Annotated in this window: 22 protein-coding genes and 2 tRNA genes; 10 read left to right on the top strand and 14 right to left on the bottom strand. The window is 72.4% G+C overall.

The window, feature by feature from the left end:
* The first annotated feature begins 37 nt into the window (after positions 1 to 37).
* The 4 genes from ITX44_RS03270 to ITX44_RS03255 all read left to right on the top strand — a co-directional run bounded on the left by ITX44_RS03270 (position 38) and on the right by ITX44_RS03255 (position 3912).
* Positions 38 to 751: a M50 family metallopeptidase gene (locus tag ITX44_RS03270; RefSeq protein WP_205355458.1), complete on the top strand. Its 714-nt coding sequence runs from the start codon at positions 38 to 40 to the stop codon at positions 749 to 751.
* Positions 752 to 1019: 268 nt separating this feature from the next.
* Complete coding sequence (aroA, locus tag ITX44_RS03265; RefSeq protein WP_205355457.1) at positions 1020 to 2417, top strand: 3-phosphoshikimate 1-carboxyvinyltransferase; 1398 nt, start codon at positions 1020 to 1022, stop codon at positions 2415 to 2417.
* Positions 2418 to 2426: 9 nt separating this feature from the next.
* Complete coding sequence (gene rsgA / locus ITX44_RS03260; RefSeq protein ID WP_205355456.1) at positions 2427 to 3428, top strand: ribosome small subunit-dependent GTPase A; 1002 nt, start codon at positions 2427 to 2429, stop codon at positions 3426 to 3428.
* Positions 3429 to 3588: 160 nt separating this feature from the next.
* Positions 3589 to 3912 carry a DMT family transporter gene (locus tag ITX44_RS03255; protein ID WP_205355455.1) on the top strand — a complete coding sequence of 108 codons (324 nt, stop codon included), beginning with the start codon at positions 3589 to 3591 and terminating at the stop codon, positions 3910 to 3912.
* Between the two features lie 37 nt (positions 3913 to 3949).
* On the opposite strand, the gene ITX44_RS03250 is transcribed toward ITX44_RS03255, so the two are convergent.
* Positions 3950 to 4519 (bottom strand): TetR/AcrR family transcriptional regulator, encoded by a 570-nt coding sequence (locus tag ITX44_RS03250; RefSeq protein WP_205355837.1) that lies wholly within the window; start codon positions 4517 to 4519, stop codon positions 3950 to 3952.
* 160 nt (positions 4520 to 4679) lie between these two features.
* Here ITX44_RS03250 and hisN point away from each other — a divergent pair, with 160 nt between their 5' ends.
* Both hisN and ITX44_RS03240 read left to right on the top strand, forming a co-directional pair.
* Complete coding sequence (gene hisN / locus ITX44_RS03245) at positions 4680 to 5477, top strand: histidinol-phosphatase (protein ID WP_205355454.1); 798 nt, start codon at positions 4680 to 4682, stop codon at positions 5475 to 5477.
* A 249-nt stretch (positions 5478 to 5726) separates the two neighbouring features.
* The gene (locus ITX44_RS03240) at positions 5727 to 6134 is read left to right on the top strand and encodes a CBS domain-containing protein (RefSeq protein ID WP_205355453.1); all 408 of its coding nucleotides are present in this window, start codon (positions 5727 to 5729) and stop codon (positions 6132 to 6134) included.
* A gap of 94 nt (positions 6135 to 6228) precedes the next feature.
* Here ITX44_RS03240 and ITX44_RS03235 read toward each other — a convergent pair whose 3' ends face one another.
* Positions 6229 to 7689 carry a catalase gene (locus ITX44_RS03235; protein ID WP_205355452.1) on the bottom strand — a complete coding sequence of 487 codons (1461 nt, stop codon included), beginning with the start codon at positions 7687 to 7689 and terminating at the stop codon, positions 6229 to 6231.
* Positions 7690 to 7820: 131 nt separating this feature from the next.
* Here ITX44_RS03235 and ITX44_RS03230 point away from each other — a divergent pair, with 131 nt between their 5' ends.
* A complete protein-coding gene (locus ITX44_RS03230; protein ID WP_205355451.1) occupies positions 7821 to 8243 on the top strand; it encodes a Fur family transcriptional regulator in 423 nt (140 codons plus the stop codon).
* Positions 8244 to 8351: 108 nt separating this feature from the next.
* Here the strand turns inward: ITX44_RS03230 and ITX44_RS03225 are convergent, their stop codons facing one another.
* From ITX44_RS03225 to ITX44_RS03205, 5 genes are all read right to left on the bottom strand, one after another.
* On the bottom strand, positions 8352 to 9596 hold the full coding sequence (locus ITX44_RS03225; RefSeq protein ID WP_307795069.1) for a HEAT repeat domain-containing protein: 1245 nt from the start codon (positions 9594 to 9596) through the stop codon (positions 8352 to 8354).
* A 280-nt stretch (positions 9597 to 9876) separates the two neighbouring features.
* Positions 9877 to 9950, bottom strand: a tRNA-Met gene (locus ITX44_RS03220).
* Positions 9951 to 10283: 333 nt separating this feature from the next.
* Entirely contained in the window at positions 10284 to 12209 is a 1926-nt protein-coding gene (locus ITX44_RS03215; protein ID WP_372440824.1) for a tetratricopeptide repeat protein, read from the bottom strand.
* 191 nt (positions 12210 to 12400) lie between these two features.
* A tRNA-Met gene (locus ITX44_RS03210) sits at positions 12401 to 12474 on the bottom strand.
* A gap of 44 nt (positions 12475 to 12518) precedes the next feature.
* Positions 12519 to 15497 carry a UPF0182 family membrane protein gene (locus ITX44_RS03205; RefSeq protein WP_205355450.1) on the bottom strand — a complete coding sequence of 993 codons (2979 nt, stop codon included), beginning with the start codon at positions 15495 to 15497 and terminating at the stop codon, positions 12519 to 12521.
* 109 nt (positions 15498 to 15606) lie between these two features.
* Here ITX44_RS03205 and ITX44_RS03200 point away from each other — a divergent pair, with 109 nt between their 5' ends.
* Positions 15607 to 16158, top strand: coding sequence for a PPA1309 family protein (locus tag ITX44_RS03200; RefSeq protein ID WP_205355449.1), 552 nt, complete (start codon positions 15607 to 15609; stop codon positions 16156 to 16158).
* 121 nt (positions 16159 to 16279) lie between these two features.
* Here the strand turns inward: ITX44_RS03200 and ITX44_RS03195 are convergent, their stop codons facing one another.
* The 4 genes from ITX44_RS03195 to ITX44_RS03180 all read right to left on the bottom strand — a co-directional run bounded on the left by ITX44_RS03195 (position 16280) and on the right by ITX44_RS03180 (position 19396).
* A complete protein-coding gene (locus ITX44_RS03195) occupies positions 16280 to 17356 on the bottom strand; it encodes a YlbL family protein (protein ID WP_205355448.1) in 1077 nt (358 codons plus the stop codon).
* Between the two features lie 9 nt (positions 17357 to 17365).
* Positions 17366 to 17605 (bottom strand): hypothetical protein, encoded by a 240-nt coding sequence (locus tag ITX44_RS03190; RefSeq protein WP_205355447.1) that lies wholly within the window; start codon positions 17603 to 17605, stop codon positions 17366 to 17368.
* Positions 17606 to 17767: 162 nt separating this feature from the next.
* The gene (locus ITX44_RS03185; protein WP_205355834.1) at positions 17768 to 18205 is read right to left on the bottom strand and encodes a molybdenum cofactor biosynthesis protein MoaE; all 438 of its coding nucleotides are present in this window, start codon (positions 18203 to 18205) and stop codon (positions 17768 to 17770) included.
* Between the two features lie 87 nt (positions 18206 to 18292).
* Positions 18293 to 19396 carry an SDR family oxidoreductase gene (locus ITX44_RS03180; RefSeq protein ID WP_205355446.1) on the bottom strand — a complete coding sequence of 368 codons (1104 nt, stop codon included), beginning with the start codon at positions 19394 to 19396 and terminating at the stop codon, positions 18293 to 18295.
* A gap of 194 nt (positions 19397 to 19590) precedes the next feature.
* Between ITX44_RS03180 and ITX44_RS03175 the strand changes: the two genes are divergently transcribed.
* Both ITX44_RS03175 and ITX44_RS03170 read left to right on the top strand, forming a co-directional pair.
* Complete coding sequence (locus ITX44_RS03175) at positions 19591 to 21036, top strand: zinc-dependent metalloprotease (RefSeq protein WP_205355445.1); 1446 nt, start codon at positions 19591 to 19593, stop codon at positions 21034 to 21036.
* Positions 21033 to 21575, top strand: a complete 543-nt coding sequence (locus tag ITX44_RS03170) for an NUDIX hydrolase (RefSeq protein ID WP_307795068.1) — start codon at positions 21033 to 21035, stop codon at positions 21573 to 21575. The genes ITX44_RS03175 and ITX44_RS03170 overlap by 4 nt, the downstream gene beginning before the upstream one ends.
* A gap of 243 nt (positions 21576 to 21818) precedes the next feature.
* Here ITX44_RS03170 and ITX44_RS03165 read toward each other — a convergent pair whose 3' ends face one another.
* From ITX44_RS03165 to ITX44_RS03155, 3 genes are all read right to left on the bottom strand, one after another.
* Positions 21819 to 22586 carry an AIM24 family protein gene (locus ITX44_RS03165; protein WP_205355444.1) on the bottom strand — a complete coding sequence of 256 codons (768 nt, stop codon included), beginning with the start codon at positions 22584 to 22586 and terminating at the stop codon, positions 21819 to 21821.
* Between the two features lie 16 nt (positions 22587 to 22602).
* On the bottom strand, positions 22603 to 23280 hold the full coding sequence (locus tag ITX44_RS03160) for an AIM24 family protein (RefSeq protein ID WP_205355443.1): 678 nt from the start codon (positions 23278 to 23280) through the stop codon (positions 22603 to 22605).
* A gap of 6 nt (positions 23281 to 23286) precedes the next feature.
* Positions 23287 to 24317: AIM24 family protein (locus tag ITX44_RS03155; protein WP_205355442.1), on the bottom strand; the 1031-nt coding region annotated here is incomplete at its 5' end.

The raw sequence follows: 24317 nt of genomic DNA, 5'->3' as shown, positions 1-24317 counted from the left end.
AGAAGCAAGGACCGCACAGAAACATGAATCCCGCACCATGAATCCCGCGAGCATCCACCAGATGTGGGACCGCCTGACCGGAACCCAGCCCGACCCGTCGCACTGGCTGGTGGGGGCGACCGCGCTGCTGGCCCTGGCCGCGGTGCTCTCCCGCGCCACCTGGCGGGTCACCCGCAACGCGGTGACCATCGCGCACGAGGGCGGTCACGGGCTGATCGCCCTGCTCACCGGCCGCCGGCTGGACGGCATACGCCTGCACTCCGACACCTCGGGCCTGACCGTCTCCCGCGGCAAGCCGCACGGCCCGGGCATGGTCCTCACGGCCGCCGCCGGCTACACCGCGCCACCCCTGCTGGGCCTGGCGGGCGCCGCACTGCTGTCCGCCGGCCACATCACCGCCCTGTTGTGGGGCGCGACCGCCCTGCTCCTGATCATGCTGGTGATGATCCGCAACGCCTACGGCGTCCTCACCGTGGTGATCGCCTGCGCCCTCTTCCTGGCCGTCTCCTGGCTCACTTCCGCCCAGGTCCAGGCCGCCTTCGCCTACCTCGCCGTCTGGTTCCTCCTGGTCGGCGGCGCCCGCCCGGTCACCGAACTCCAGCGCGGCCGCCACCGCGACCGCACCGGCTCCTCCGACGCCGACCAACTCGGCCGCCTCACCCACACCCCCGCCGGCCTCTGGATCCTCCTCTTCTACGCCATCGCCCTCTGCTCCCTCGTGGCCGGCGCCCGCTGGCTCCTCCCGCGCTGAGGCGCCCCGAAGGGGCGCGGCCTCGATGAAGGGCGGCTCGCCGGGAGTAGTCAGGGGCGCGGGGAACTGCGCGACAAGCCCCCACGGACCGTAAGGTCCGGCAACGACAGCACCACCCCACCCGGACGGCAAGAAGCCCAACCCCAAAAAAACCCGCACCACACGTACGGCCCAGCCCCTCCCGAACCCCACTACCTTCGTGTTTCCGGTAGGTTTCGCCGCATTCGCCGACTTATCTCCCGGTACTCGAGCCACTACGCTTGCGCCCATGACCGACAGCACGCCGCAGAACGCCCTGTGGCCCGCGCCGACCGCGACCGGTGCCGTGCACGCGACCGTCACGGTGCCCGGTTCCAAGTCGGTGACCAACCGCGCGCTGGTGCTGGCCGCTCACTCCGCCGAGCCCGGGTGGGTGCGCAGGCCGCTGCGCAGCCGCGACACGACCCTGATGGCCGACGCGCTGCGGGCCATGGGGGTGCAGATCGACGAGACGGTCAACCCGGACGGCGGCGAGGCGTGGCGGATCATCCCCGCGGGCCTGCACGGCCCGGCCACGGTGGACGTCGGCAACGCCGGGACCGTGATGCGGTTCCTGCCGCCGGTGGCCGCGCTGGCCGACGGGCCGGTCCGGTTCGAGGGCGACGCGCGGGCCCGTGAGCGTCCGCTGGGCGGGGTGATCGACGCGCTGCGGTCGCTGGGCGCCCGGGTCGAGGACGAGGGCCGCGGCTCGCTGCCGCTGACCGTGCACGGCGCGGGGTCGCTGGCCGGCGGCGCGGTGGACGTGGACGCCTCGAAGTCGTCGCAGTTCATCAGCGCCCTGCTGCTGTCGGCGCCGCGTTTCAACAAGGGCCTGGAGCTGCGGCACACCGGGCGGCTGCTGCCGTCGGTGCCGCACATCCGGATGACCGTGCACATGCTGCGCCGGGCCGGCGCGAAGGTGGACTCCCCGCAGGACGGCGGCACCCGCAACGTGTGGCGGGTCGCGCCCAGCGCCCTGCTGGGGCGGGACCTGACGGTGGACCCGGACCTGTCCAACGCGGCGCCGTTCCTGGCCGCCGCCCTGATCACCGGCGGCCGGGTGACCATTCCGGGCTGGCCGCAGCGCACCACCCAGCCCGGGGACGCGCTGCGGGCGATCTTCAGCCGGATGGGCGGCTCGTACGAGCTCGGCGACCGGGGGCTGACGTTCACCGGCACCGGGCAGGTCCGCGGCATCCGGGCCGACCTGCACGACGTGGGCGAGCTGGCCCCGGTGATCGCGGCGGTCGCGGCGCTGGCCGACGGCGAGAGCGAGCTGCTCGGCATCGCCCACCTGCGGCTGCACGAGACCGACCGGCTGGCCGCGCTCACCAAGGAGATCAACGGGCTCGGCGGCGACGTCACCGAGACGGACGACGGGCTGCTGATCCGCCCGCAGCGGCTGCGCGGCGGGATCTTCCACACCTACGAGGACCACCGGCTGGCCACTGCCGCGGCCGTCCTGGGCCTGGCGGTCCCCGGCATCCTGGTGGAGGACGTGGCGACCACCGCCAAGACCCTGCCCGACTTCCCCGAACTGTGGACGGCGATGCTCGCCGGGCCTCCCGCGCCGGACGACCGGGACGCCCCGGAAGCCTCGGCGCCGCGTACCCCGGCGGGCGACGCCGGGCCGGCCGGGCGGAGCTGACGGACTCCCATGCGCCGCTACGGCAAGAACCCGGACGAGGACGACGTACGCGTCCGCCCCAACCCCAAGGGCAACCGCCCCCGCAGCAGCAACCGCCCCAAGCACGAGGACGCCGCCGAGGGCATGGTGCTCACCGTGGACCGCGGCCGGCTCACCGTGCTGGTCGGGGACCGAGAGGTCACCGCGGTCAAGGCCCGGGAGTTGGGCCGCAAGTCGGCGGTGGTCGGCGACCGGGTGGCGGTGGTCGGCGACCTGTCCGGCGCAAAGGACACCCTGGCCCGGGTGGTCCGGGTGGAGGAGCGCAGTTCGGCGCTGCGCCGCACCGCCGACGACACCGACCCGTTCGAGCGGGTGGTGGTCGCCAACGCCGACCAGCTCGCGGTGGTCACCGCGCTGGCCGACCCCGAGCCGCGGCCCCGGCTGATCGACCGCTGCCTGGTCGCGGCCTACGACGCGGGTCTCGACCCGCTGCTGGTGCTCACCAAGTCCGACCTGGCCTCGCCCGAGCCGCTGCTGGAGACGTACGGCATGCTCGACCTGGCCTATGTGGTGACCCGCAAGGAGGACCTGGAGGCCGGCGAGATCGACGCGATACGCGACCGGCTGAGCGGGCGGGTGACCGCCTTCGTCGGGCACAGCGGGGTGGGCAAGACCACGCTGGTCAACTCGCTGGTGGAGCGGCAGCGGCTGACCGGGGTGGTCAACGCGGTCACCGGCCGCGGCCGGCACACCACCGTCTCCGCGCTGGCCCTGCCGCTGCCGGACGACGCGGGCTGGGTCATCGACACCCCCGGCGTACGCTCCTTCGGGCTGGCCCACATCGACCCCTCGCGGGTCATCCACGCCTTCCCCGACCTCGAACCGGGCACCGCCGGCTGCCCGCGGGCCTGCTCGCACGACGAGCCGGACTGCGCGCTGGACGCCTGGGTGGCCGAGGGCCACGCGGAGCCCGCCCGGCTGGACTCGCTGCGCCGGCTGCTGTCCACCCGGGACCGCAAGGAAGGCGACTAGGCCGCGGCGGCCCTGTCCCCGCGCCTGCTCGTGGACCGCCGTGGAACCGCGGTCCAGGGGCGTTTCCCGCTCACCCGTCCCGCTGTGTGATGATCGACCCCGCACACAGCACACACACATCGCACGCGGCGGGCGGGCGGACGGAACGGAGGCACACCCGATGGCCTGGCTCCTGGTGGTGGTCGCGGGCTTCTTCGAGACCGGTTTCGCGGTCTGCCTGAAGCTCTCCCACGGCTTCACCCGGCTGTGGCCGACCGTGGCCTTCTGCCTGTTCGCCCTCGGTTCGTTCGGCATGCTCACGCTGTCGCTGAAGAAGCTGGACGTCGGCCCCGCGTACGCGGTGTGGACCGGTATCGGCGCGGCCGGCACCGCGATCTACGGCATGGCCTTCCTCGGTGACATCGTGTCCACGCTGAAGCTGGTGTCCATCAGCCTGGTCATCCTCGGCGTGATCGGCCTGCAGATCTCCGGCTCCGCGCACTGACGGCGCCGCCCGGCGGTCCCTGCGCGCGGGGATCAGGTCAGCCCGGAGCCCGCCGCAGCAGTTCCCGGACCAGTCGGCCCACCCCCAGGCACGCGGTCTCGTCGCTGGGCGCGGGCGCGATGACGTACGACAGCGTGAGCCTTATCGCCGCCTCGCAGGCCCACGCGACGTCGGCGGGCGGCAGGCCCGGGAGGCCGGCGCCGATGGCGCGCACCGCGCGGGACTGAACGGCGGGCACCAGGTCGGGCACGGGCAGTGGGGCGGGGGTGCGGCCGCCGGTGAGGGCCGCGCGGACCAGGGGGCTGCGGCGCGCGGTGCGCAGGGTCCAGCCCGCGGCGGCGGCGAAGCACTCCCCGGCGTCTCCGCCGTCCCGCCCGGCCAGCGTCAGCGACCGCTCCACGCCCGCCAGATACGCCCCGGTCTCCCGCCCCACCAGTGCGCGGGCCAGCCCGGCCTTGCCGGCGAACTCGTTGTAGAGGGTCTGCCGCGACACTCCCGCGGCGGCGGCCACGTCGACCATGCGCACCGCGGCCCAGGGGCGGTCGCCCAGGGCGGCGCAGGCGGCGTTCAGCAGCGACTCGCGCGCGGTGGGCGCGGCAGGCATCATCGCCTCCAAGCCGCCGCGGGCCCCTCCGATCCCGCGTACCCGCGGGCCGCGGCCGTGCCGAAAGAATCGGCGCGGCCCGAGGGCGTGTCAAGGGCTCGCGCCGCGGTCCGCCGCGGTCGGTGCATGACCGGGGCCGGGCGGGCTCGCTACTGTTCGGCTCATGCCGGATTACCACGACGACCTGCGGCTGGCCCATGTGCTCGCCGACGCCGCCGACGCCGCGACCATGTCCCGCTTCAAGGCCCTTGACCTGAAGGTGGAGACCAAACCCGACCTGACCCCGGTCAGCGAGGCCGACAAGGCCGCCGAGGAGCTGATCCGCGGTCAGCTCGCCCGCGCCAGGCCGCGCGACGCGGTGCTCGGCGAGGAGTTCGGCATCGAGGGCGGCGGCTCGCGCCGCTGGATCATCGACCCGATCGACGGCACCAAGAACTACGTGCGCGGGGTGCCGGTGTGGGCCACGCTGATCGCGCTGGTGGTGCGGGGCGAGGGCGGTGACCGGGGGGTGGTCGGCCTGGTGTCGGCGCCGGCGCTGGGCAGGCGCTGGTGGGCGGTGCTGGGCGGGGGCGCGTACACCGGGCGCAACCTGATCTCCGCGACCCGGCTGCGGGTGTCGGCGGTGAGCCGGCTGGCCGACGCCTCCTTCGCGTACTCCTCGCTGAGCGGCTGGGAGGAGCGGGGCCGGCTGCCCGGGTTCCTGGACCTGACCCGGGCCTGCTGGCGGACCCGCGGATACGGCGACTTCTGGCCGTACATGATGGTCGCCGAGGGGTCGGTGGACATCTGCGCGGAGCCGGAACTGAGCGTGTGGGACATGGCTGCGAACGAGGTCATCGTGCGTGAGGCCGGCGGGGAGTTCACGTCACTGGACGGGGTGCCCGGGCCGTTCGGCCAGGACGCGGCGGCTTCCAACGGGCTGCTGCACGACGCGCTGCTCGGCCATCTCGCGCCGCGCTGACGGCTGTCGGGCCTGACGCCTGACGCCCGGTCAGGGCCCTGATCAGAGCCTGGTCGGTCCCTGATCCGGGCCGGTCGGAGGGTCGGCAACCGCCGAACGGGGCAGCGCGCGAGGCACCGGCCCGTCAAGGGAGTGCTGTGCGCGCCCCCTTGTGGGGCGAGCGGGGGCATGTGAACATGAGAAAACCCCCGCTTGTGAACTTGTGAACGCATTCACGCGAGTGCGTTCGCCTAGGAGGTGTCCCCCCATATGCTGGTCCGCGACGCGATGAGCACGGTCGTTCTCACGATCGGCCCCGCCCATACCCTCCGCAAGGCAGCCCAGCTCATGTCCGCCCGCCGGGTCGGTGCGGCCATCGTCCTCGACCCCGACACATACGGCCTGGGCATTCTCACCGAACGCGATGTACTCAACGCGATCGGCGCCGGTCTGGACCCCGACCGTGAGCACGCCCACGCCCACACCACCACCGACGTCGTCTTCGCCGCCCCCCAGTGGACCCTGGACGAGGCGGCCGGAGCGATGTTGCGCGGCAACTTCCGCCACCTGATCGTGCTCGACGGCCGTGATCCGGTCGGGGTGGTCTCGGTCCGCGACATCGTCCGCTGCTGGGCACCGCTGAAGACCGGCGTCCCGGCGGCGTCCGTCCCGGCCTGATCCGCGCCGCCCGATCGGCGATCACGCGCGGCGAAGGGGGCCGGAGTCCCATGACATCCGGCCCCCTTCGGCCTTTCGGTCAAGCGGTGGGTCGTCAGCCGCGGAGGGCCTGGACCGCGGCCTCCAGCCGCTTGCCGAAGTCGGGGTCGGCCTGACGGAAGTTGTTCACCGCGCGCTCGGCGATGTCGTCGCGCGACACCTTCGCGATGAAGCCCGCCAGGTTGTCGATCAGCCGGCCCTTCTCGTCCTCCGGCATCAGCCGGTAGAGGGTGCCGGCCTGGACGAAGTCGTTGTCCTCGGCGTGCGTGGGCGCCGCGCTGTACTGCGTGGTGCCGGACACCTCCGACGGCTCCCACAGCGGCCGGCCGGTCTCGAACGGGCCGCCGAAGCTGTTGGGTTCGTAGTTCTTCGCCCCGCCGTGCCGGCCGTCGTAGAGGGCGCCGTCCCGGCTGTGGGTGCGCACCGTCGTGGCGTGCGGCCGGTTCACCGGCAGGTGGTCGGCGTTGATGCCGACCCGGTAGCGGTGCGCGTCACCGTAGGCGAACAGCCGGCCCTGGAGCATCTTGTCCGGGGACGGGCCGATGCCGGGCACCAGGTGCGCCGGGCTGAAGATCGACTGCTCGACCTCGGCGAAGATGTTCTCCGGGTTGCGGTTCAGCTCCAGCCGGCCGATCTCGATCGGCGGGTAGTCCGCGTGCGGCCAGACCTTGGTCAGGTCGAAGGGGTTGAAGCGGTACGTGGCCGCGTCCGCCGCCGGCATGATCTGCACCTGCACGGTCCAGCTGGGGAACTCGCCGCGCTCGATGGCCTCGCGCAGGTCGCGCTGGTGGCTGTCGGGGTCCTCGCCGGCCAGCAGGTTGGCCTCAGCCTGCGTCAGGTTCTTGATCCCCTGGTCGGTCTTGAAGTGGTACTTGACCCAGAAGGCCTCGCCGGCCTCGTTGCTCCACTGGTAGGTGTGCGAGCCGTAGCCGTTCATGTGGCGGTAGGACGCGGGGATGCCGCGGTCGCCGAACAGCCAGGTCACCTGGTGCGTGGACTCCGGCGACAGGCCCCAGAAGTCCCAGACGTTGTCCGCCTCCTGCGAGCCGCTGTACGGATCGCGCTTCTGGGTGTGGATGAAGTCGGGGAACTTGAGGGCGTCCTTGATGAAGAACACCGGGGTGTTGTTGCCGACGAGGTCGTAGTTGCCCTCCTCGGTGTAGAACTTCAGCGCGAAGCCGCGCGGGTCGCGCACCGCGTCCGCCGAGCCGAGGTTGCCGGCCACCGTGGAGAAGCGCAGGAAGACCTCGGTCTGCTTGCCGGCCTCGGAGAGGAAGGCGGCCCTGGTCCACTGCGAGACGTCCCGGGTGAGGGTGAAGGTGCCGTACGCCCCCGCGCCCCGGGCGTGCACGATGCGCTCCGGGATGCGCTCCCGGTTGAAGTGGGCCAGCTTCTCGATGAGGTGCTGGGTCTGGATCAGGACCGGTCCGCCGAGGCCGGCCGTCTCGCTGTTCTGGTTGTCCGCTACCGGCGCGCCGGCCTCCGTGGTCAGCGGACCCGTCTCCGATACGGTCACGTGCTTCTCCCTGCGATCGAGCTGTCCTCGGCTGTACCGGACCTGATCCTACAATGGACTTTGTCCAAGTCAAGATGTGAGTCAGTTGCGGACATATTCTGCTCCAGGAGCCGGGCTGTTACCCTGATGGCATGAGTGACCTGCTGGAACGCCTGCGCGAGCGGGGATGGCGGCTGACCGCCCAGCGCCGCGTCGTGGCCGAGGTCCTCGACGGCGAGCACGTCCACCTGACCGCCGACGAGGTGCACGCGCGCGCCATCGAGCGGCTGCCCGAGATCTCCCGTGCGACCGTCTACAACACGCTCGGCGAGATGGTCGGCATCGGGGAAGTCATCGAGGTCGCGACCGACGGCCGCGCCAAGCGGTACGACCCGAACGCCCACCGGCCGCACCAGCACCTGGTGTGCTCCCGCTGCGGCACGATCCGCGACGTCCACCCGCACGGCGACCCGCTGGCGAGCCTGCCGGCGGAGGAGCGCTTCGGCTTCGCGGTCGCGGACGTCGAGGTCACCTACCGCGGCCTGTGCCCGGACTGCGCCCGCGCGGCGGCGTAGCAGGTCGTACGTCCCGAGGACGGCGTACGTCCTGACGGCGGCCCGGCGTACGTCCGTACGGCTGGGTGTCCGGCGTGTCGTATCCCTCTCACCTGCGACGAATCCGCGTCACCTGCGGCGTATGCGCTCCGCGGCGCGGCGGACGGCCGGCTCGCTGCGGACCCGGCCGACCCAGACGGTCTCAGCCGGCACCCCTTCGGGCACGCGGGTGAGCGCTTCGAAGACCTCGCGGGCCACGCCCGGGTCGGGGTCGTTGGCCAGCGGGCCGAGCAGGCCGACCAGTTCCTCGGGCTTGGCCAGCCGGCCCACCGCGTGGACGGCGGCCCGGCGCACCGCGGCCGGCGGGCGGCCGAGCAGGCGGGTGAGCAGTTCGGTGTCCGCCGCGTCCCCGCATTCGCCGAGCCCCCGGGCCAGACCGGCCAGTAAACCCGGCGATGCCTGGGCACGCAGCGCCCGGCGGAGCTGTCCGCGGTAGACGTCGGCGGGCGGCTCGCCGCGCTGGTAGAGCTGCCAGCGGGCCTGGGCGCGCACCATCCGGGCGCGGTCGGCGAGCAGCGGGACCAGCCGCGCGGCCGGTACGTCACCGGGCAGCGCGGCCACCGCCATTTCCCGTACCCCCGCCCCCCTGGCCCGCAGCAGCCGGCCGGCCTGCCCGGGGTCGAGTTCCAGCAGCCGCTGGGCGCACAGCTTGCGGCACACCTGGTCCCGGTCGTGCAGGGCGGTGCGCAGCAGGTCACCGCGCACGTATTCGCCCAGGTCCAGGGCCAGCTCCATACCGAAGCGGCGGGTCGGCGGGTCGGTGTCCGCGGCCAGCGCGCGCACCGCGCGGCGGTGCGGGGGCGTGGCCAGCGTCCGGCGGTAGGCGGCGAGCAGGCCGTCCGCCCGGCGCCGGCCGTCCAGCCGGAGCAGCACCCGGACGGCGGCGGCCACCTCGTCCGGCGCGCAGCGGGCGAGCAGCGCCGCGACCGCGCGGTCCCGGACCCGGGGCACCCAGTCGACGGCCCGCAGCGCCAGTGCGGCGGTCGGCAGCGGCCCGCCCCGCCCCGCCAGCCCCTCGACGGCCGCCTCGCGGAGCCGGCCGTCGGAGTCGAGCGAGCACATCAGCAGGCGCAGCAGGTCGGCGGGGCCCTCGGGCACACCCGTGGTCAGTCCGCCCGGACGGGCGTGCCGGTCCAAGTGGATCAGCAGCGGCACGGGATCCCGGGCGAGCGCGTCCAGAGCCGCGGCACGGTCGTAGACCGGCCCCTGCTCGACCGCTCCCCGCAACTGAACGACGAGAGAGCGCACGTCCTCGGGGCGGCCGGACTGGGCGCGGGCGCACCACATGCTCCAGCGCGCCGTGTTCACGGTCACCGCGGACCGGCTCCGCCGTCTGCGCAGCAATCCCGCCTCCACGCTTGCCTGGATCTTCCCCGTTACGGCGGCACCTCGCGCCGCGCGCGACCGCGGGCTGGTCTTCCCGGGCCGTGCGGGGTTCCCTCCCGCCGCGCGCTGCGTCCGGCACCTCCGGTGCCGGCTCCAGGATCTCCCTCCGGCCCGGTCTCCACCAACCCGGTTCGACCGGTCTTTGCCGGAACATTTGCCGGAACAGACGAAGGGCCCGGAGGCACTTGCCTCCGGGCCCTTCTTTTCGTAGCGGGGACAGGATTTGAACCTGCGACCTCTGGGTTATGAGCCCAGCGAGCTACCGAGCTGCTCCACCCCGCGTCGTTGCGACCACTCTAGACCACGCACGGTGACCCGACCAAATCCGTTTCCCAGGCCGCCCCGCAGGGGCGCGGCTGGGCAGAGGGCGCGGGTCGGGCAGGGCCGCCCCGCCAGGGGCGCGGCTGAGCCGGGAAGCAGGCCGCCCCGCCAGGGGCGCAAAGGAGCACGCCGCCCCACCAGGGGCGCGGGTGAGCCGGGAAGCAGGCCGCCCCACCAGGGGCGCGAGGAACTGCGCGAGAAACCACAACGCACCGACACCCGGCAACGCACCGCACCCCCCGAGCTGGACGCCACAAAGGCGAGCCCCGCAGGGAGCCGCGGCCCTCCCCCCGGTCAAGCCGTCAATTCGTGAGCCACCGCATCGGTGAGCCGAGCCGCCCGCTCGGCCACTTCCGGCGGCCCGCAGGAAATCGCGCGGGCACACCACGACTGCGCCGCGGACAAGTCACCGCGACGAGCGGAAAGCAGAGCCAAGCGCAGCGCAGCGCGCCCGTGCCCGGCATCCGCCGCGCGGGTCCACCACAGCGCGGCCTCGGGCTCGGACCCCTCCCGGGCCAGCAGCAGCCCGAGATTGAACGCGCCGTTGCGGGAGCCGGACTCGGCGGCCTGGCGGTACCAGTGGGCGGCGCCCACCACGTCACCGCGCTTGGCCGCGCACATGCCGAGCCGCACCTGGGCCCGGGCGTGCCCCTGCCGGGCGGCCCGCTCGTACCACTCCTCCGCCTCGCCGTGCGCGACGGCGCCCTCCTCCTGCTCGCGCCGCTCGAGCAGCCCGCCGAGCCGGAAGGCGGCCTCGGGGCTGCCTCCGCCCGCGGCGCACCGCAGATGGCGCTCGGCGGCGTGGTGGTCGCCCTCGTGCTGGAGCGCGATCGCCACCTGAAGCGCGGCCTCGGCGTGTCCGGCCGCGGCGGCCCGCTCGTACCAGCGCCGGGCGTCCTCGCTCTCGTCCCGCCCGGCGTGCAGGATGCCGAGGTTGAAGGCCGCGTCGATGGAGCCGGCCTCGGCCGCCTTGGAGAACCAGGGCTCGGCCCCGGCCGCGTCGCCGCGCTGGAGCAGCAGGACGGCCAGCGCGTTGGCCGCCTCGCGGTGCCCGGCGTACGCCGCCTTGCGGTACCACTGCTCGGCCTGCGTGGTGCGGCCCTGCCCGGCGCAGAGCAGGCCGAGGTTGTAGGCGCCGTTGACGTCACCGGCTGCCATGGCGGAGCGGTACCACCGCTCGGCGGTCTGGGTCTCGCCGCCCTGCGCGTGCAAGGCGCCGAGCGCGTTCGCCGCGTTCCCGTCGCCGGCCTGGGCGGCGCGCCGCCACCAGGTGGCGGCCTGCTCCACGTCGCCGGCGTCGCGCAGCAGGAAGCCGAGCGCGCAGGCCGCGCGGGCCTCGCCGTCACGGGCCGCGGTCAGGTACCAGTGCCCGGCCTCCTTGATCTCGCCGCGCTCCTCCAGCAGGGTGCCCAGGCGCAGCGCGGCCCGCCGGTGGCGGCGCGCGGCGGCCTGCCGGTACCACTGCTCGGCCTCGCGGTCGTGGCCGCGCTCCGCGCAGATCCGGGCCACCCGGTACGCGGCCTCGCGGTGGCCGTGCTCGGCCGCGGCCCGGTACCAGCGCTCGGCGCCGACGTCGCGCCGGTGGTCGAGCAGGTCGGCCAGCGCGTAGGCGCCCAGGGTGTGGCCGGACTCGGCGGCCTGGCGCAGCCAGTACTCGGCGCCCGGCTCGTCGCCGCGCTCCCGGAAGTGCCGGCCGAGCGCGTGCGCGGCCGGCGCGGAGCCGGCGACGGCGGCGATCCGCCACCAGCCGGCCGCCTCGTCGGCGTACCCGCGCTGGTGCAGCAGGACCGCGAGGTTGTTGGCGGCGGCCCGGTCGCCGTGCTGGACGGCGGCGCGCAGGAACGGCTCCGCGCCGTCCAGGTCGCCGCGGCGCAGCAGCAGCGTGCCGAGCGCGCTCATCGCCCCCGGGTCGCCCTGCTCGGCCGCCCTGCGGTGCCTGGCCTCTATCTCGGCCTCCTCGCGCATGGCGAGGGTCTCCTCGTCGGGCAGCTCGGTGAGCAGGACGGGGGCGGGCAGCTCCTCGCCCGCCGGTCCGCTCCCGTCGCCCGCGGGGACGGCGAGCTGCGGCACGGCGTCCTCGGTGCGCTGGGCGGGCAGCAGCGCTCCCGCCGCGGCTCCCTGCGCAGGGCCCGCGGGCGTGGCCGGACCGCCCGCCGACCCACGCTGATCATGGATCTGACGAGTGTTCAGCAGCCTCGCACCGTCCCCCATAAGCCCCATCGTCGCACCACCTGTTACCGGCGTACACCAGGTATACCGCAACCCGATCGGTCACTTCAGCGTTTTGTCGACTTCCCGACTTCCCGACATCGCTCACGATCAAACACGTACGCGACGACGTCCCCGGTTCAAGTGAATTCACGTTCACGTGAAGAGGCCCGAAGTCGGTTGACTTCGGGCCTCTTGATACGTAGCGGGGACAGGATTTGAACCTGCGACCTCTGGGTTATGAGCCCAGCGAGCTACCGAGCTGCTCCACCCCGCGTCGTTGTGTCCCAAACAGTACCACGACGCGGGGTCTTTCCCGACTCAGCCCTTCTTTCCCGATGCCTTCGGGGCGGGTGAGGCCGATGCGCCGGATGACGTCCCCTTTTCCGCCGCCCGAGCGTCCTTCAGGGCCGCCGCGAGCCGCTTCTGCGCCTCGCCGTACTTCTGCCAGTCGCCGTCCTTGAGCGCCTGCTGCCCGTCGTCGTACGCCTGTTGCGCGCGGTTGAGCGCGTCCTGGAGCGAGGGCGAGGCCGCGTGCGGCGGGCTGGTCGCCGTGCCCCCGCCGGTGCCGGTGCCGCCTCCCGTACCCGGTCCCGTACCGGGCCCGGAGGGCGGGCCGGCGCCGGTCGTGCCGAAGGCGGAATCCAGTGCCTTGCCGAGGGTGTCTTCCAGGGCGGTCTGTTGACCGTTGAAGTTGACGAACACCTTCTTCATCAACGGGTAGTCGGTGTTGGCGCCGCGTACGTAGACCGGCTCCACGTACAGCAGCCCCCCGTCCAGCGGCAGCGTCAGCAGATTGCCGTACTCGATCGTGGAGTCCTTGCCGCGCAGCAGGGTGATCGACTGGGCGTAGTCGGAGTTGAACTTGCTCTGCACGAGCTGCGGGCCGTCCACCGGCGCGTCGCTGGGCAGTTTGAGCATCCGCATCGTGCCGTAGTCGGGGCTGGTGGCGTCGGCGTCCACCGCCACGAAGGCGGCCAGGTTCTTGCGGCTGTTGGGGGTGAAGGTGGAGGTGAGCGAGAACGCCTGGGCGTCCTGGCCCGGCATCTTCAGGCTCAGGTAGTACGGCGGCACCGCCTTGCCGGACTTCGAGGCCGGGTCGTCGGGCACCTCCCACACCTCGCTGCCGGCGTAGAACTGCGCCGCCTTGGTGACGTGGTACTTGGCCAGCAGTTGCCGCTGCACCTTGAACAGGTCCTGCGGGTAGCGCAGGTGGGCCAGCAGGTCCGGCGGGATGGCGCTCCTGGGCTGCACGGTGTGCGGGAAGGCCTTCATCCAGGTCTTGAGCACCGGGTCCTGGGTGTCCCACTGGTAGAGGGTCACCGTCCCGTCGTAGGCGTCCACGGTCGCCTTGACCGAGTTGCGGATGTAGTTGACCTGGTTCTGCTGCGCGACCACCGAGCGCTGGTCGTCGGTGAGCGAGTCGGTGGTGGTGTCGCCGAGCGTGGTCCGCGAGGCGTAGGGATAGCCGTCGGTCGTCGTATAGGCGTCCACGATCCACACGATGTGCCCGTCGACCACCGCCGGGTACGGGTCGCCGTCGATCGTCAGCCAGGGCGCGACCGCCTCGACCCGGTCCTTGGGTGTGCGGTTGTACAGGATCTTCGAACCGTGACCTATGGCGCCGGAATACAGGATCTGCGGCTCCCCGAAAGCCACCGCATAGGCGGCGCGCGTCACCGGGTTGCTGAGGCTGACCCCGCCCTTGCCGTGGTAGGAGTACGACCGCTTGTCCGCGTAGTCCAGTTCCTTGGCCGGCCCGCCCACGATCGAGTACTGCGTGGTCTGCTCGCCGAAGTAGATGCGCTGCTCGTACGGCCCCATGCTGCCGGTCGTCGGCAGGTCCTTCTCGGTGTAGACGGGCTGGCCGTTCGGGTCGTTGCCCTCCGTGGCGCCCCCGCCGCTGGTCACCTCGGTGCCCTTGGCCGCGACTATGCCGAAGCCGTGGGTGTACGTGAAGTGGTCGTTGATCCAGTTGCTCTCGGGCACGCCCTTGATGTTCAGCTCGCGCAGCCCCACCACGGTGTCCTGCTCCTTGCCGCCGTCGGTGTAGCGGTCCACGTCGAGCGTGGAGGGGAAGGAGTAGTAGCCGCGCGACTGCTGCGTCTGCTGGAAGGTGGGCGAGACCACATTGGGGTCGAGCACGCGGATCGACGCGGAGGTGTTGCTGTCGGCCCGCAGCGTCGAGTCGGACGCGGTGCTGGTGCCGGCGTAATCCGTCACCTTGCTGTCGGCGATGCCGTACGCGGCCCTGGTGGCGTCGATGTTCTTCTGGATGTACGGCGCTTCCTTGGCGGCCTCGTTGGGCTGCACCTGGAACTTCTGCACCAGCGCCGGGTACACGCCGCCGATCAGGATCGCGGACAGCACCAGCAGGCCGAGCCCGATCATCGGCAGCGACCAGGTACGCCGCCACAAGGTGGCGAAGAACAGCAGCGCGCAGATCACCGCGATGAAGAACAGGATCGTCTTGGCCGGCAGATAGGCGTTGGCGTCCACGTACCGCAGGCCGGTCCAGTTGTCGGTGGCCTTGAAGTCGCTGTGCTTGACGGCCAGGCCGTACCGGTCCAGCCAGTAGGCGACCGCCTTGAGCGACACGAACACGCCGAGCAGCACCGACAGGTGGCCGGTGGCCGCGGCGGTGGCCCGGCCGCCGCCGGGTGAGGTCAGCCGCAGGCCGCCGTAGAGGTAGTGCACCAGCAGGGCGGCGACCAGGGAGAGCAGCACGGCGGCGAAGCCGAAGCCGAGCAGGAAGCGGTACCAGGGCAGGTCGAAGGCGTAGAAGGAAACGTCCTTGTGGAACTGCGGGTCCTTCACGTGAAAGGGGGTGGCGTTGGTGGTCAGCAGCCACAGCCGCCACTGGGTGGCCGCCGAGCCGCCGGCCACCAGCCCGACCGCGGCGCAGATCCCGGCCAGCGCCCAGGCCCGGTACGGCGCGATCCCCATCCGGTAGCGGTCCAGGTTCTGCTGCTCGGCCGACATGGCGCTCAGCGGCGGCCGCAGCCGGTACGCAAGGTAGATGTTGACGCCCACGACCGTGGCCATCACCAGTCCGAAGACGCAGAACAGCCCGATCTTCGTCCACACCATGGTGGAGAACACCGACGAGTAGTGCACCGAGCGGTACCACAGCAGGTCGGTCCAGAAACCGGCGAACATCACGAAGGCGATCATGAGCACCATGAGGACGCCGATGGTGACCAGAAGCGTCCGCGCGCGCCGTGACGGACGGCCGACCCTCGTCCGCGGTCCCGGCGGCCCTTCGCTCCGGTCCGGCATCTGGAATACCAAGGCGCACACCTCGAAATGTCACGGTTTCGCGGGTGCCCGGCTCGGACCCCACTGGTGCAACTTACTCACGCTTTGGCCGGTTCCCGATTCCGGCCGGGGAAGAGGCAGGATAGTGACCATGCCTGAGACCACCCCCGACGGTGCCCCACTCGCCGCGAGCCCGCTGACCCGAGCCGTCCTGGAGATCGACACCTATGCCGCCGGGCTGGGCTGGGACCAGCCGGCCCGGTTGTTCGCCCTCGTCGACACCGCGCATCTGCGCGCCCAGGAGCCGGGGCTGGCCGACCGGCTCGGCCTGGACGAGCCGTCCGAAGCCGGCCTGACCCCGATCGAGCAGGAGGAACTGCCGCCCGGGCGCCCGCTGGACGAGTTCCTGGCCACCATCGCCTGGCCGGAGGTGATCGCCGGCTGCGCGCTCACCGTGGAACGCCTGATGCTGCCGCCGTCCGCCGAGGCCGCCATCCCCGGCGACCTGGACGAGGCCGCCCTGACCGCCTGGGTGGCCGCCCACCCGGACCGGCAGGAGGTGCGCATGACGGTCGCGGTGCTGCGCGACGGCGCCCGCGAGTCGGCGGTGCGGCTGCGGGACAAGGACTCCGCCACCGAGGTGCTCACCGGCGCCGACCTGGTGCCGGGCCTGGCGGACGCCCTGTCGGCGACCTTCGCGTAATCCCGTAATCCGCGTCACGGGTGCGGGACGGCGTACGGCGCGGGGACCCGCGCGATGCCGTCCCGTGTCCGTTTCCGTCCCGCCGGCCCTGGGCGTCAGCCCTCGGTGTCAGCCCCTGGGGTCAGCCTTTGGCGCAGCTCGGCAGCGCGGACGTGTGGCCGGTGCGGATGTCGGTGAGCGCCGACATCGCGTCGTTCAGCGTCGAGACCTTGACCAGGGTGAGGCCGTGCGGGATGTCCTTCGCGGCTTCCTCGCAGTTGTCGGCCGGGGTCAGGAAGTACTTCGCGCCCTTGTCGCGCGCGCCGATCGTCTTGAGGCTGATGCCGCCGATCGGGCCGACCTTGCCGCTGTCGTCTATGGTCCCGGTGCCCGCGACGAACTGGCCGCCGGTGAGGTTGCCCGGGGTGAGCTTGTCGATGATGCCGAGCGCGAACATCATGCCGGCGCTGGGGCCGCCCACGTCGGCCAGCTTGATGTCGATGGTGAACGGGAAGGTGTGCTCGACGCCGGCCTGGATGCCGACCACCGCGCGCTTGGGCCCCTGGTCGTTCGAGGTACGGGTGACGACGGTCACCTGCTGGGTGGGGGCCTGCTTGTTCTTCGCGTCCGCCGCCCTGACCACGGTGAAGGTGACCCGCTGACCGGGCTTGTGCTTGGTGACCAGCGGGGCCACGTCCTCGGCCTTGTTCACCGGGGAGCCGTCCACCGCCTTGATCACGTCACCGGCGTGCAGCACGCCCTCCGAGGCGCCGCCCTTGACGACTGCCGCCACGATCACCCGCGACGTCACCGGGATGTGCAGCTCGTCGAGCGCGGCCACCTTGGCGCTGTCCTGGGACTGGCTGAACTCCTCGGCGTTCTGCTGGTCCGCCTGCTGGGCGGTCTGCCCCTGCGGGTAGAGGGTGTCGTGCTCGACCACCTTGTCGTCGTGCCGCACCCAGCCCATGAACGCCTCGACCAGGTTCATGGTGTAGTCGGCGCCGGTGACCCGGACGGTGGTCATGTTCAGGTGCCCGTCGGCCGGATACGTCTTGTGGCCGGAGATCTGGATCACCGTGTCGCTGCCGTAGTCCCCCAGCGTGTTCACGGTCGGGCCCGGCGACATCTCCGAGTACGGAGTGGGCGCGAGCAGTGCCACGCACAGCAGCGCTATGAGGGTCAGGGTCGAGGCGAGCAGGGTCGCGGTGCGGCGTGGCATACGACGAATCTACGGGACCGGACCGGCCAGCGGGCCCCTGGGTGAGTCCTCGTCCCCTTCCGAGGGCCCCTCGGCGGGGGCAGTCCCGCCCCGCCCGGCCGGCTGCTGCATGGCCTGCCGGAACCGCTCGTACCCGGCCAGCGAAGCCCCGTCCCCGGTCGCCCCCTTGTTGCGCGACGCCCACTTGGACCACAGGGCCGCCGCACAGAGCGCCACCATCGGAATGACCAGCCAAGCGAGTGCTCCCACGGCGAACTCCCGACCCCGTACTACCCCAAAAGCGGACGTATGAGCAGATTAGCCACCCACTCCCCCACGTTCATACCGCCACCGAGGTCACGCAACCCCACATCCCCCCGACGGAGGGTGATCACCGCCCCCGAGCCGGGCTCCGCCAGAAGCCCAACCCGCTCAGACCCCCACCCACTCCTCGGAGCCGTCACCGAACACCTGGTGCTTCCAAATCGGCACCGTACTTTTCAGCTCGTCGATCAAGCGCCTGCTCGCCGCGAAAGCCTCCGCCCGGTGCGGGCAGGCAACGGCGACCACGACCGCTATGTCGCCGACGGCGAGCTCACCGACCCGGTGCACGGCGGCGAGCGCGCTGACGGGAAAGTCCGCGACCACCTTCTCCGCCACCCGGCGCAGCTCCGCCTCGGCGGAAGGGTGCGCCGTATAGGTGAGGGCGGTGACCTCCGCGTCCGGGCGCCCGTCGTGGTCCCGCACCGTGCCGACGAAGAGCGTGGTGCCGCCCGCCGCGGCGTCGCCGACCGCGGCGAACACCTCGTCCACCGACAGGGGCGTGTCGCGGACGGAAAGCAGCCGGATGGGGTCGTGGACGGTCGTCATGCGGCTCATGCTGCCTCATGTGCCGCGATACGGAAAGGCGGTTCCATTCCAGCCCCGAAACGGCCTCGCATCTGCGACGCCGTACCCCTAAATACCCCTGCGTCTGCGAGCCCGGCGGACCGCGGCCGCGGCGCCCACCAGGGCAACAGTGGCGCCGGCCGCGCCGAGGGCGGTGGCGTCCTTGCGGCCCAGCCGCCGCCCGGCGACGGAATTGCGCCCGGCCACCTCGGTGATCAGTTCGGCCAGCACCTCCTCGTTCGTCCAGGACGGCCGCCAGCCCGCGTCATGGAGGCGGCTGCCGCTGACCACCCAGGGGTGCATGGTGTACGCCAGGTCGCCGGCCGGCGAGGGGGTCAGGCCCAGGCGGTGCAGCCGGGAGGCGGTGCCGAAGGCGATGGACGGCGGCAGCTCCATCCGCCGGATCCCGGTCAGCTCCTCGACCTCCTCCTGCTCCAGCCAGCCGTCGCAGCCGACCGACATCTCGCCGTCGACCTTCTCCAGCGCCGCGAACTCCAGCGCGGAGACCAGGTCCTCCACGTGGCAGAACTGCCAGCACGGCCGGCTGCCGGCCACCACCAGCAGCCGCGGCGACTCGAAGTACCGGGTGAGCGCGGTGTCGGTGCCGCCGACCAGCACCGCAGGGCGCAGCACCGTCACATTGAGGCCGGGGTGGGCGCGCGGGGCGCGGCGGCCGAGGCGCTCGATCTCCAGCAGGTCGTCCACGAAGCTCGCCTCGGAGGTGGCGCGCAGCGGCGCGTCCTCGGCGAGCGGCACGTCGTTGTCGGCCTGGGCGCCGTAGACCATCGCCGAGGTGCACAGCACCACCCGCCGTACCCCGGCCGCGGCGGCCGCGGTCAGCACCGTCTGGGTGCCGCGGACGTTGAACGCCGAGCGGGCCTTGGGGTCGGAGTCCAGGTCGAGGTCGAGGGCGAGGTGCACCACCACGTCGGCGCCGCGCAGCTTGTCCGCGATCGCGGGGTCGCGCACGTCCAGCACCCGCCAGGTGGCCCCCGGCACGTCCGCCCGCCGCTCGTCGATCGCCACGACCTTCTTGACCTGGTCGGACGCGGCGAGCCGGCACGCCAGCGCGTGGCCCACCCCGGAGGCCGCGCCGGTGACCGCGACCACCGGACCCGTCCCCGGGCGCTGGGCGCTCCGCTCTGGGCGAACGTGTGCTTCTGGGGAACTCACCGGGTGTCTCCCACGGTTGTCTCAGTTATGTACGCAGCCATCCTGCCGGACAGGTGTCTAGGCTGGAGGTACAGCCCGCAGACAAAAGCCGACCCGGATTCGTAGCCCTCGCACACAGCCGGCGGGGCTGCGACACAGCGACTACGACCCAGCCACTACGACCCAGCCATTACGACACAGAGCCGAGGAATCCCGTGAGCGACATCCCCTTCGGATTCGGCGTCCCTCCCGAGGAGCCCGAGGACGGCGACGACGGCAAGCAGCGCAAGGGTGACGGCGAGGGCGGCGGACAGCCCGACCCCTTCGGTTTCGGCGGTGGCTCGCCGTTCGGCCCGGGCGGCGACAACCCGTTCGCGGCCATGTTCGGCTCGCTGAACCCGAACGACATCGGAGCCGCGTTCCAGCAGCTCGGCCAGATGCTCTCGTACGAGGGCGGGCCGGTGAACTGGGACATGGCCAAGGACATCGCGCGCCAGACGGTGGCCCAGGGCACCCCGGACGGGGTGAAGGACGCCAGCGTCAGCCGCGCCGAGCGGTCGTGGGTGGAGGAGGCGGTCCGGCTGGCCGACCTCTGGCTGGACGGGGTCACCTCGCTCCCGTCGGGCTCGGGCACCGCGGTGGCCTGGAGCCGCGCGGAATGGGTGGAGGCCACCCAGCCCGCCTGGCAGGAGCTGGTGGACCCGGTCGCCGAGCGGGTGGCCGGCGCCATGGGCGACGTGGTGCCCGAGGAGATGCAGGCCATGACCGGCCCGCTGCTCGGCATGATGCGGTCGATGGGCGGCGCCATGTTCGGCTCGCAGATCGGCCAGGCGCTGGGCAACCTCGCCGGTGAAGTGCTCGGCTCGTCCGACGTCGGCCTGCCGCTGGGCCCGGCCGGCAAGTCCGCGCTGCTCCCGGCGAACATCTCCGCCTTCGGCAAGGACCTGGGCGTCCCGCAGGAGGAAGTGCGGCTGTACCTGGCGCTGCGCGAGGCCGCCCACCAGCGGCTGTTCGCCCACGTGCCGTGGCTGCGCGCGCACCTGTACGGAGCGGTCGAGGGCTACGCCCGCGGCATCAAGGTGGACACCTCCCGGCTGGAGGAGGCCGTCGGACAGCTGGACCCGACGCAGCCCGAGCAGCTCCAGGAGGCATTGCAGCAGGGCATGTTCCAGCCCGAGGACACCCCGGAGCAGAAGGCCGCGCTGGCCCGCCTGGAGACCGCGCTCGCCCTCGTGGAGGGCTGGGTCGACGCGGTGGTGCACGCCGCCGCGGCCCCGCACCTGCCGTCCGCCGGCGCGCTGCGCGAGACCCTGCGCCGCCGCCGCGCCTCCGGCGGTCCCGCCGAGCAGACCTTCGCCACCCTGGTCGGCCTCGAACTGCGGCCGCGCCGGCTGCGCGACGCCTCCCGGCTGTGGGCTTCCCTGACCGACGCGCGCGGCATGGAGGGACGCGACGGCCTCTGGGCGCACCCGGACATGCTGCCCACCGCGGCCGACCTCGACGACCCGGACGGCTTCGTGCACCGCGAGGCCTTCGACGTCGCCGAACTCGACCGCATCCTCGGCGACGCCGCCCAGGAGGAGATCGAACGCAAGCGCCGCGAGGCCGCCACCGACGAGGACGGTCAGGACACGGACGGCGAGGGCGACTCCGGCAAGTGAGCGACCTGCACGCGGACGCGGTGCGCGTCCTTCAGGACTGGACCGCGCCCGACCCCGCCCGGGAGAAGCTGCGCCAGGAATACCTGGCGCACCTCGCCACCCACCCCGACGGCATCTGGAAGCGTTGCGCCGAGGGCCACCTGACCGCCAGCGCCCTGGTCATCGACCCGGAGCGCGAGCGCGTCCTGCTCACCCTCCACGCCAAGCTGCGTCAATGGCTCCAGATGGGCGGCCACTGCGAACCCGAGGACTCCTCCCTGGCTGCCGCCGCCCTCCGCGAGGCCACCGAGGAGTCCGGCATCCCCGGCCTGCGCCTCCTCGCCCCCGCCCCCGTCACCCTCGACCGCCACCTCACCCCCTGCGCCTGGCACCTCGACGTCCAATACGCCGCCCTCGCCCCCGCCGACGCCACCCCCCACATCAGCGACGAATCCCTCGACCTCCGCTGGTTCCCCTACCCCCAGCTCCCGGAAGTCGCCGACGCGTCCGTCCAGTCCCTTTTGACCCGCACGCTGAAGCTTTTGCAGGACGTGCTGTAGGCCGGAAATGGCTGCGGCCCCGCAAGGGGCCGCGAGGGGCCGCAGGCCCCTTAGGGGCGCGAGGAACTGCGCGACAAGCCACAGCGAAGGCGCGGTCGGCAACGCACAGAACCCCCCACCCCGGTTGCCGAAAGGGGCGCGGGGAACTGCGCGAGAAACCACCCTCCATCCGCCACCCGGCAACCCAACAGAACCCCCCGAGCTGGACCCCGAAACGCAAGCCCAACCCGGAGGGCCCGGCACTCAGCGGTTGGACCAGATGTTCCCCGGGTTCGCCCCATGCGCCCCCTGCGGGCCAAGGCCGTATTGGGCCCGCAATCCATGCCCGATCTCCGCCCCCTGCGGGGGCATCTGCTCACTGGGCTGAACCAGCACGTACCCCTGGCCCACAAAATTGAGCTCCCAGCCCTCGCCGGTGCTGCCACGCCGCCGGAACACCCCGGAGCTGCTGGTCTGCGCCTGCATCTGGACCCGCAGCCCGGTGGACCAGGCGACGACGGCGTCCGCGTCACAGGACACGTACTTGTCCGGCGTGACCGGCATCATCAGCGGCTTGCCAGACGTCATCAGCGCGGCCTTGCCCGTACCACTGATCACCAGGTTGTACTTGCCCGTACCGGACACGCCGAACTCGCTGTCCACCGCGATGACGTCCCAGTGCAGCCCGGAGTCGAGCGCGAGCACGTACGCGCTGTCGACGGTCAGTCCGTCGTGGTCCACGTCCATGATGTGGATCTGCTGCGCGAGGTTGGCGAGGTAGACCGTGCCCTGGCCGGAGCAGCGCATCAGGTCCAGGCCCTCGCCGGTGTGGCGGCGGCCGCTGCGCTGGTGGTGCGACTGGTACTCCCCGTCGAACTCCACCATTCCCTGGTACGCGACCATCGTCCCCTTGCGGGCCAGGCAGTCCGGTCCGGTGGCGCCGTCCAGCCGGACCCGCAGCAGGTACGAGTTCTGCAGGCTGTAGTGGTCCTGGTTCTGGACCTCGGTGTACGCGAAAAGCGGGCTCTGCATGGTGTGTCGCTCCCCCTCAGCCCCGGATCCGGAGCCGGTCGCTGCTGTCCTCGCTGGGCTGGACGACCACGAAGCCCTGGCCCGAGAAACCGATCTGGAACGCCTCGCCGCTGCCCCGGCCGATCAGCGAGGACGCCTTGAAGCTGCGCTTGGCCTTCATCTTCAGCCCCGACGACCAGGCGACGAGCGCGTCCGGGTCGACGTACGTCTCGTCGGCGCCGCAGTCCACCACGATCGGCGTGCCGCGGGAGGTGACGGCGACCCAGCCCTGACCGGACACACCGACGTTGAACAGGCCCTGCCCGGCGAACTTGGCCAGGCCCTTGACCCGCTCGACGCCCCAGGTGAGGTGCGCGTCGAAGGCCAGCAGGTTGGTGCCGTTGACGGACACGGACTCGTTGTTGAGGTTCAGGCAGACCACGTCGGCGCCGTAGTCGGCGAGGTAGAGCAGGCCGTCGCCGCTGCACTTCATCAGCGGGGTGCTCTCACCGGTCAGCCAGGCGGAGGCCATCTGGCGCACGGCCGGCGGGTTGGGCTCGTACTGGACGAAGCCCTCGTACGCGATCATCGAGCCGGTACGGGCGAACAGGTCGTGGCCGGTCTGCATGGCGACCTTGAGCATCGCCGAGCCGTGGTTCTCCATGCGGGCGGTCACCGGCGTGGGCGCGTATCCCGCAATCATCTGCTGGTCCATGGCGGGTCACACCTCGTAGGGCTGGACGACGATGAAGTTGCCGGGGGCGCCGCGGAACTGGAGGTTCACGGTCTCGCCGCTGTGGCCGGGATACGCGCTGCGGCGCAGACGGACCTGGCTGGAGACGATCACCTGGGCGGCGGCCGACCAGGCCACGATGGCGTTGCTGTCGGCGTAGGTGGTGGGGGTGACCGGCAGCACCACGGGGGTGCCGTGGGTCTTGACGATCAGGGTGCCGGTGCCCTGGAACTGCATGATGAACAGGGCACCGCCGGGGATGCCGTGGCCCTCGATCCGGCGCACCTCGTGCTGCAGGCCCTCGTCGAAGGCCAGCACGTTCTCCGCCGACACGCAAAGTGCGTCGTTCTGCAGCTCGATTGGGTGCAGGTAGGAGGCGTTCTCGGCGAAGAAGACCTGGCCGCCGCCGGTGCAGCGCATGAGCTGCATCTCCTGGCCGGTCAGGTTGCCGACGATGCGCCCGGTGAAACCCGCGCCCTTGTAGCCGAAATCGACTTTGCCCTGGTAGAGCACCATGCTGCCCTGGCGGGCCAGCACCGGCTGGCCGCCGCCCTGGGAGAGGTCGGCGCGCATCATCTTGGGGTTCTGCTGCGTCCAGCGCCGGCCGGTGGGCACCTCGCGGTACTTCTGCATCGCGACGGCCAGGCCCGGGCCGGGACCGGCGGGGACCTGGGGCTGCCCGTAGCCGCCGGGTTGCGGGTAGCCGGGCGGGGCCGGGGGCTGCTGGTAACCGGGCGGCTGGGCGTAACCGGGCGGCGGCTGCTGGCCGGGGGGCTGACCGTATCCGGGGGGCGCGGGGAACCCGCCGGCGCCGGGCGGCGGCTGAGGCGGCGGGACCTGGCCGAAGGACGGCGGCGCGGGCGGGGCCTGGCCGGGAGGCGGCGCCATGGGCGCGATCATCGTGGGCGCCTGGTGGATCGAGGGGTCGCCGGGGGGCGGGGTGAAGCCCGGGGGCGGCGTGGGGGCGGCGGGCGCCGGCGGCGGCGGGGGGGGCGGCGCGGCCGAGGTCGGAGGGGGTG

The organism is Actinacidiphila acididurans, from assembly GCF_016918855.1.
Lineage (GTDB): Bacteria > Actinomycetota > Actinomycetes > Streptomycetales > Streptomycetaceae > Actinacidiphila > Actinacidiphila acididurans.
This window is presented reverse-complemented; position numbering and strand designations above follow the sequence as displayed.

Coding starts and splice junctions, on each gene's coding strand:
- ITX44_RS03215 (WP_372440824.1), bottom strand. CDS start 12,209: ATGGGGCTTATGGGGGACGGTGCGAGGCTGCTGAACACTCGTCAGATC.
- ITX44_RS03255 (WP_205355455.1), top strand. CDS start 3,589: ATGGCCTGGCTCCTGGTGGTGGTCGCGGGCTTCTTCGAGACCGGTTTC.
- ITX44_RS03195 (WP_205355448.1), bottom strand. CDS start 17,356: ATGCCACGCCGCACCGCGACCCTGCTCGCCTCGACCCTGACCCTCATA.
- ITX44_RS03160 (WP_205355443.1), bottom strand. CDS start 23,280: ATGGACCAGCAGATGATTGCGGGATACGCGCCCACGCCGGTGACCGCC.
- rsgA (WP_205355456.1), top strand. CDS start 2,427: ATGCGCCGCTACGGCAAGAACCCGGACGAGGACGACGTACGCGTCCGC.
- ITX44_RS03165 (WP_205355444.1), bottom strand. CDS start 22,586: ATGCAGAGCCCGCTTTTCGCGTACACCGAGGTCCAGAACCAGGACCAC.
- ITX44_RS03270 (WP_205355458.1), top strand. CDS start 38: ATGAATCCCGCGAGCATCCACCAGATGTGGGACCGCCTGACCGGAACC.
- ITX44_RS03230 (WP_205355451.1), top strand. CDS start 7,821: ATGAGTGACCTGCTGGAACGCCTGCGCGAGCGGGGATGGCGGCTGACC.
- ITX44_RS03185 (WP_205355834.1), bottom strand. CDS start 18,205: ATGACGACCGTCCACGACCCCATCCGGCTGCTTTCCGTCCGCGACACG.
- hisN (WP_205355454.1), top strand. CDS start 4,680: ATGCCGGATTACCACGACGACCTGCGGCTGGCCCATGTGCTCGCCGAC.
- ITX44_RS03240 (WP_205355453.1), top strand. CDS start 5,727: ATGCTGGTCCGCGACGCGATGAGCACGGTCGTTCTCACGATCGGCCCC.
- ITX44_RS03200 (WP_205355449.1), top strand. CDS start 15,607: ATGCCTGAGACCACCCCCGACGGTGCCCCACTCGCCGCGAGCCCGCTG.
- aroA (WP_205355457.1), top strand. CDS start 1,020: ATGACCGACAGCACGCCGCAGAACGCCCTGTGGCCCGCGCCGACCGCG.
- ITX44_RS03250 (WP_205355837.1), bottom strand. CDS start 4,519: ATGATGCCTGCCGCGCCCACCGCGCGCGAGTCGCTGCTGAACGCCGCC.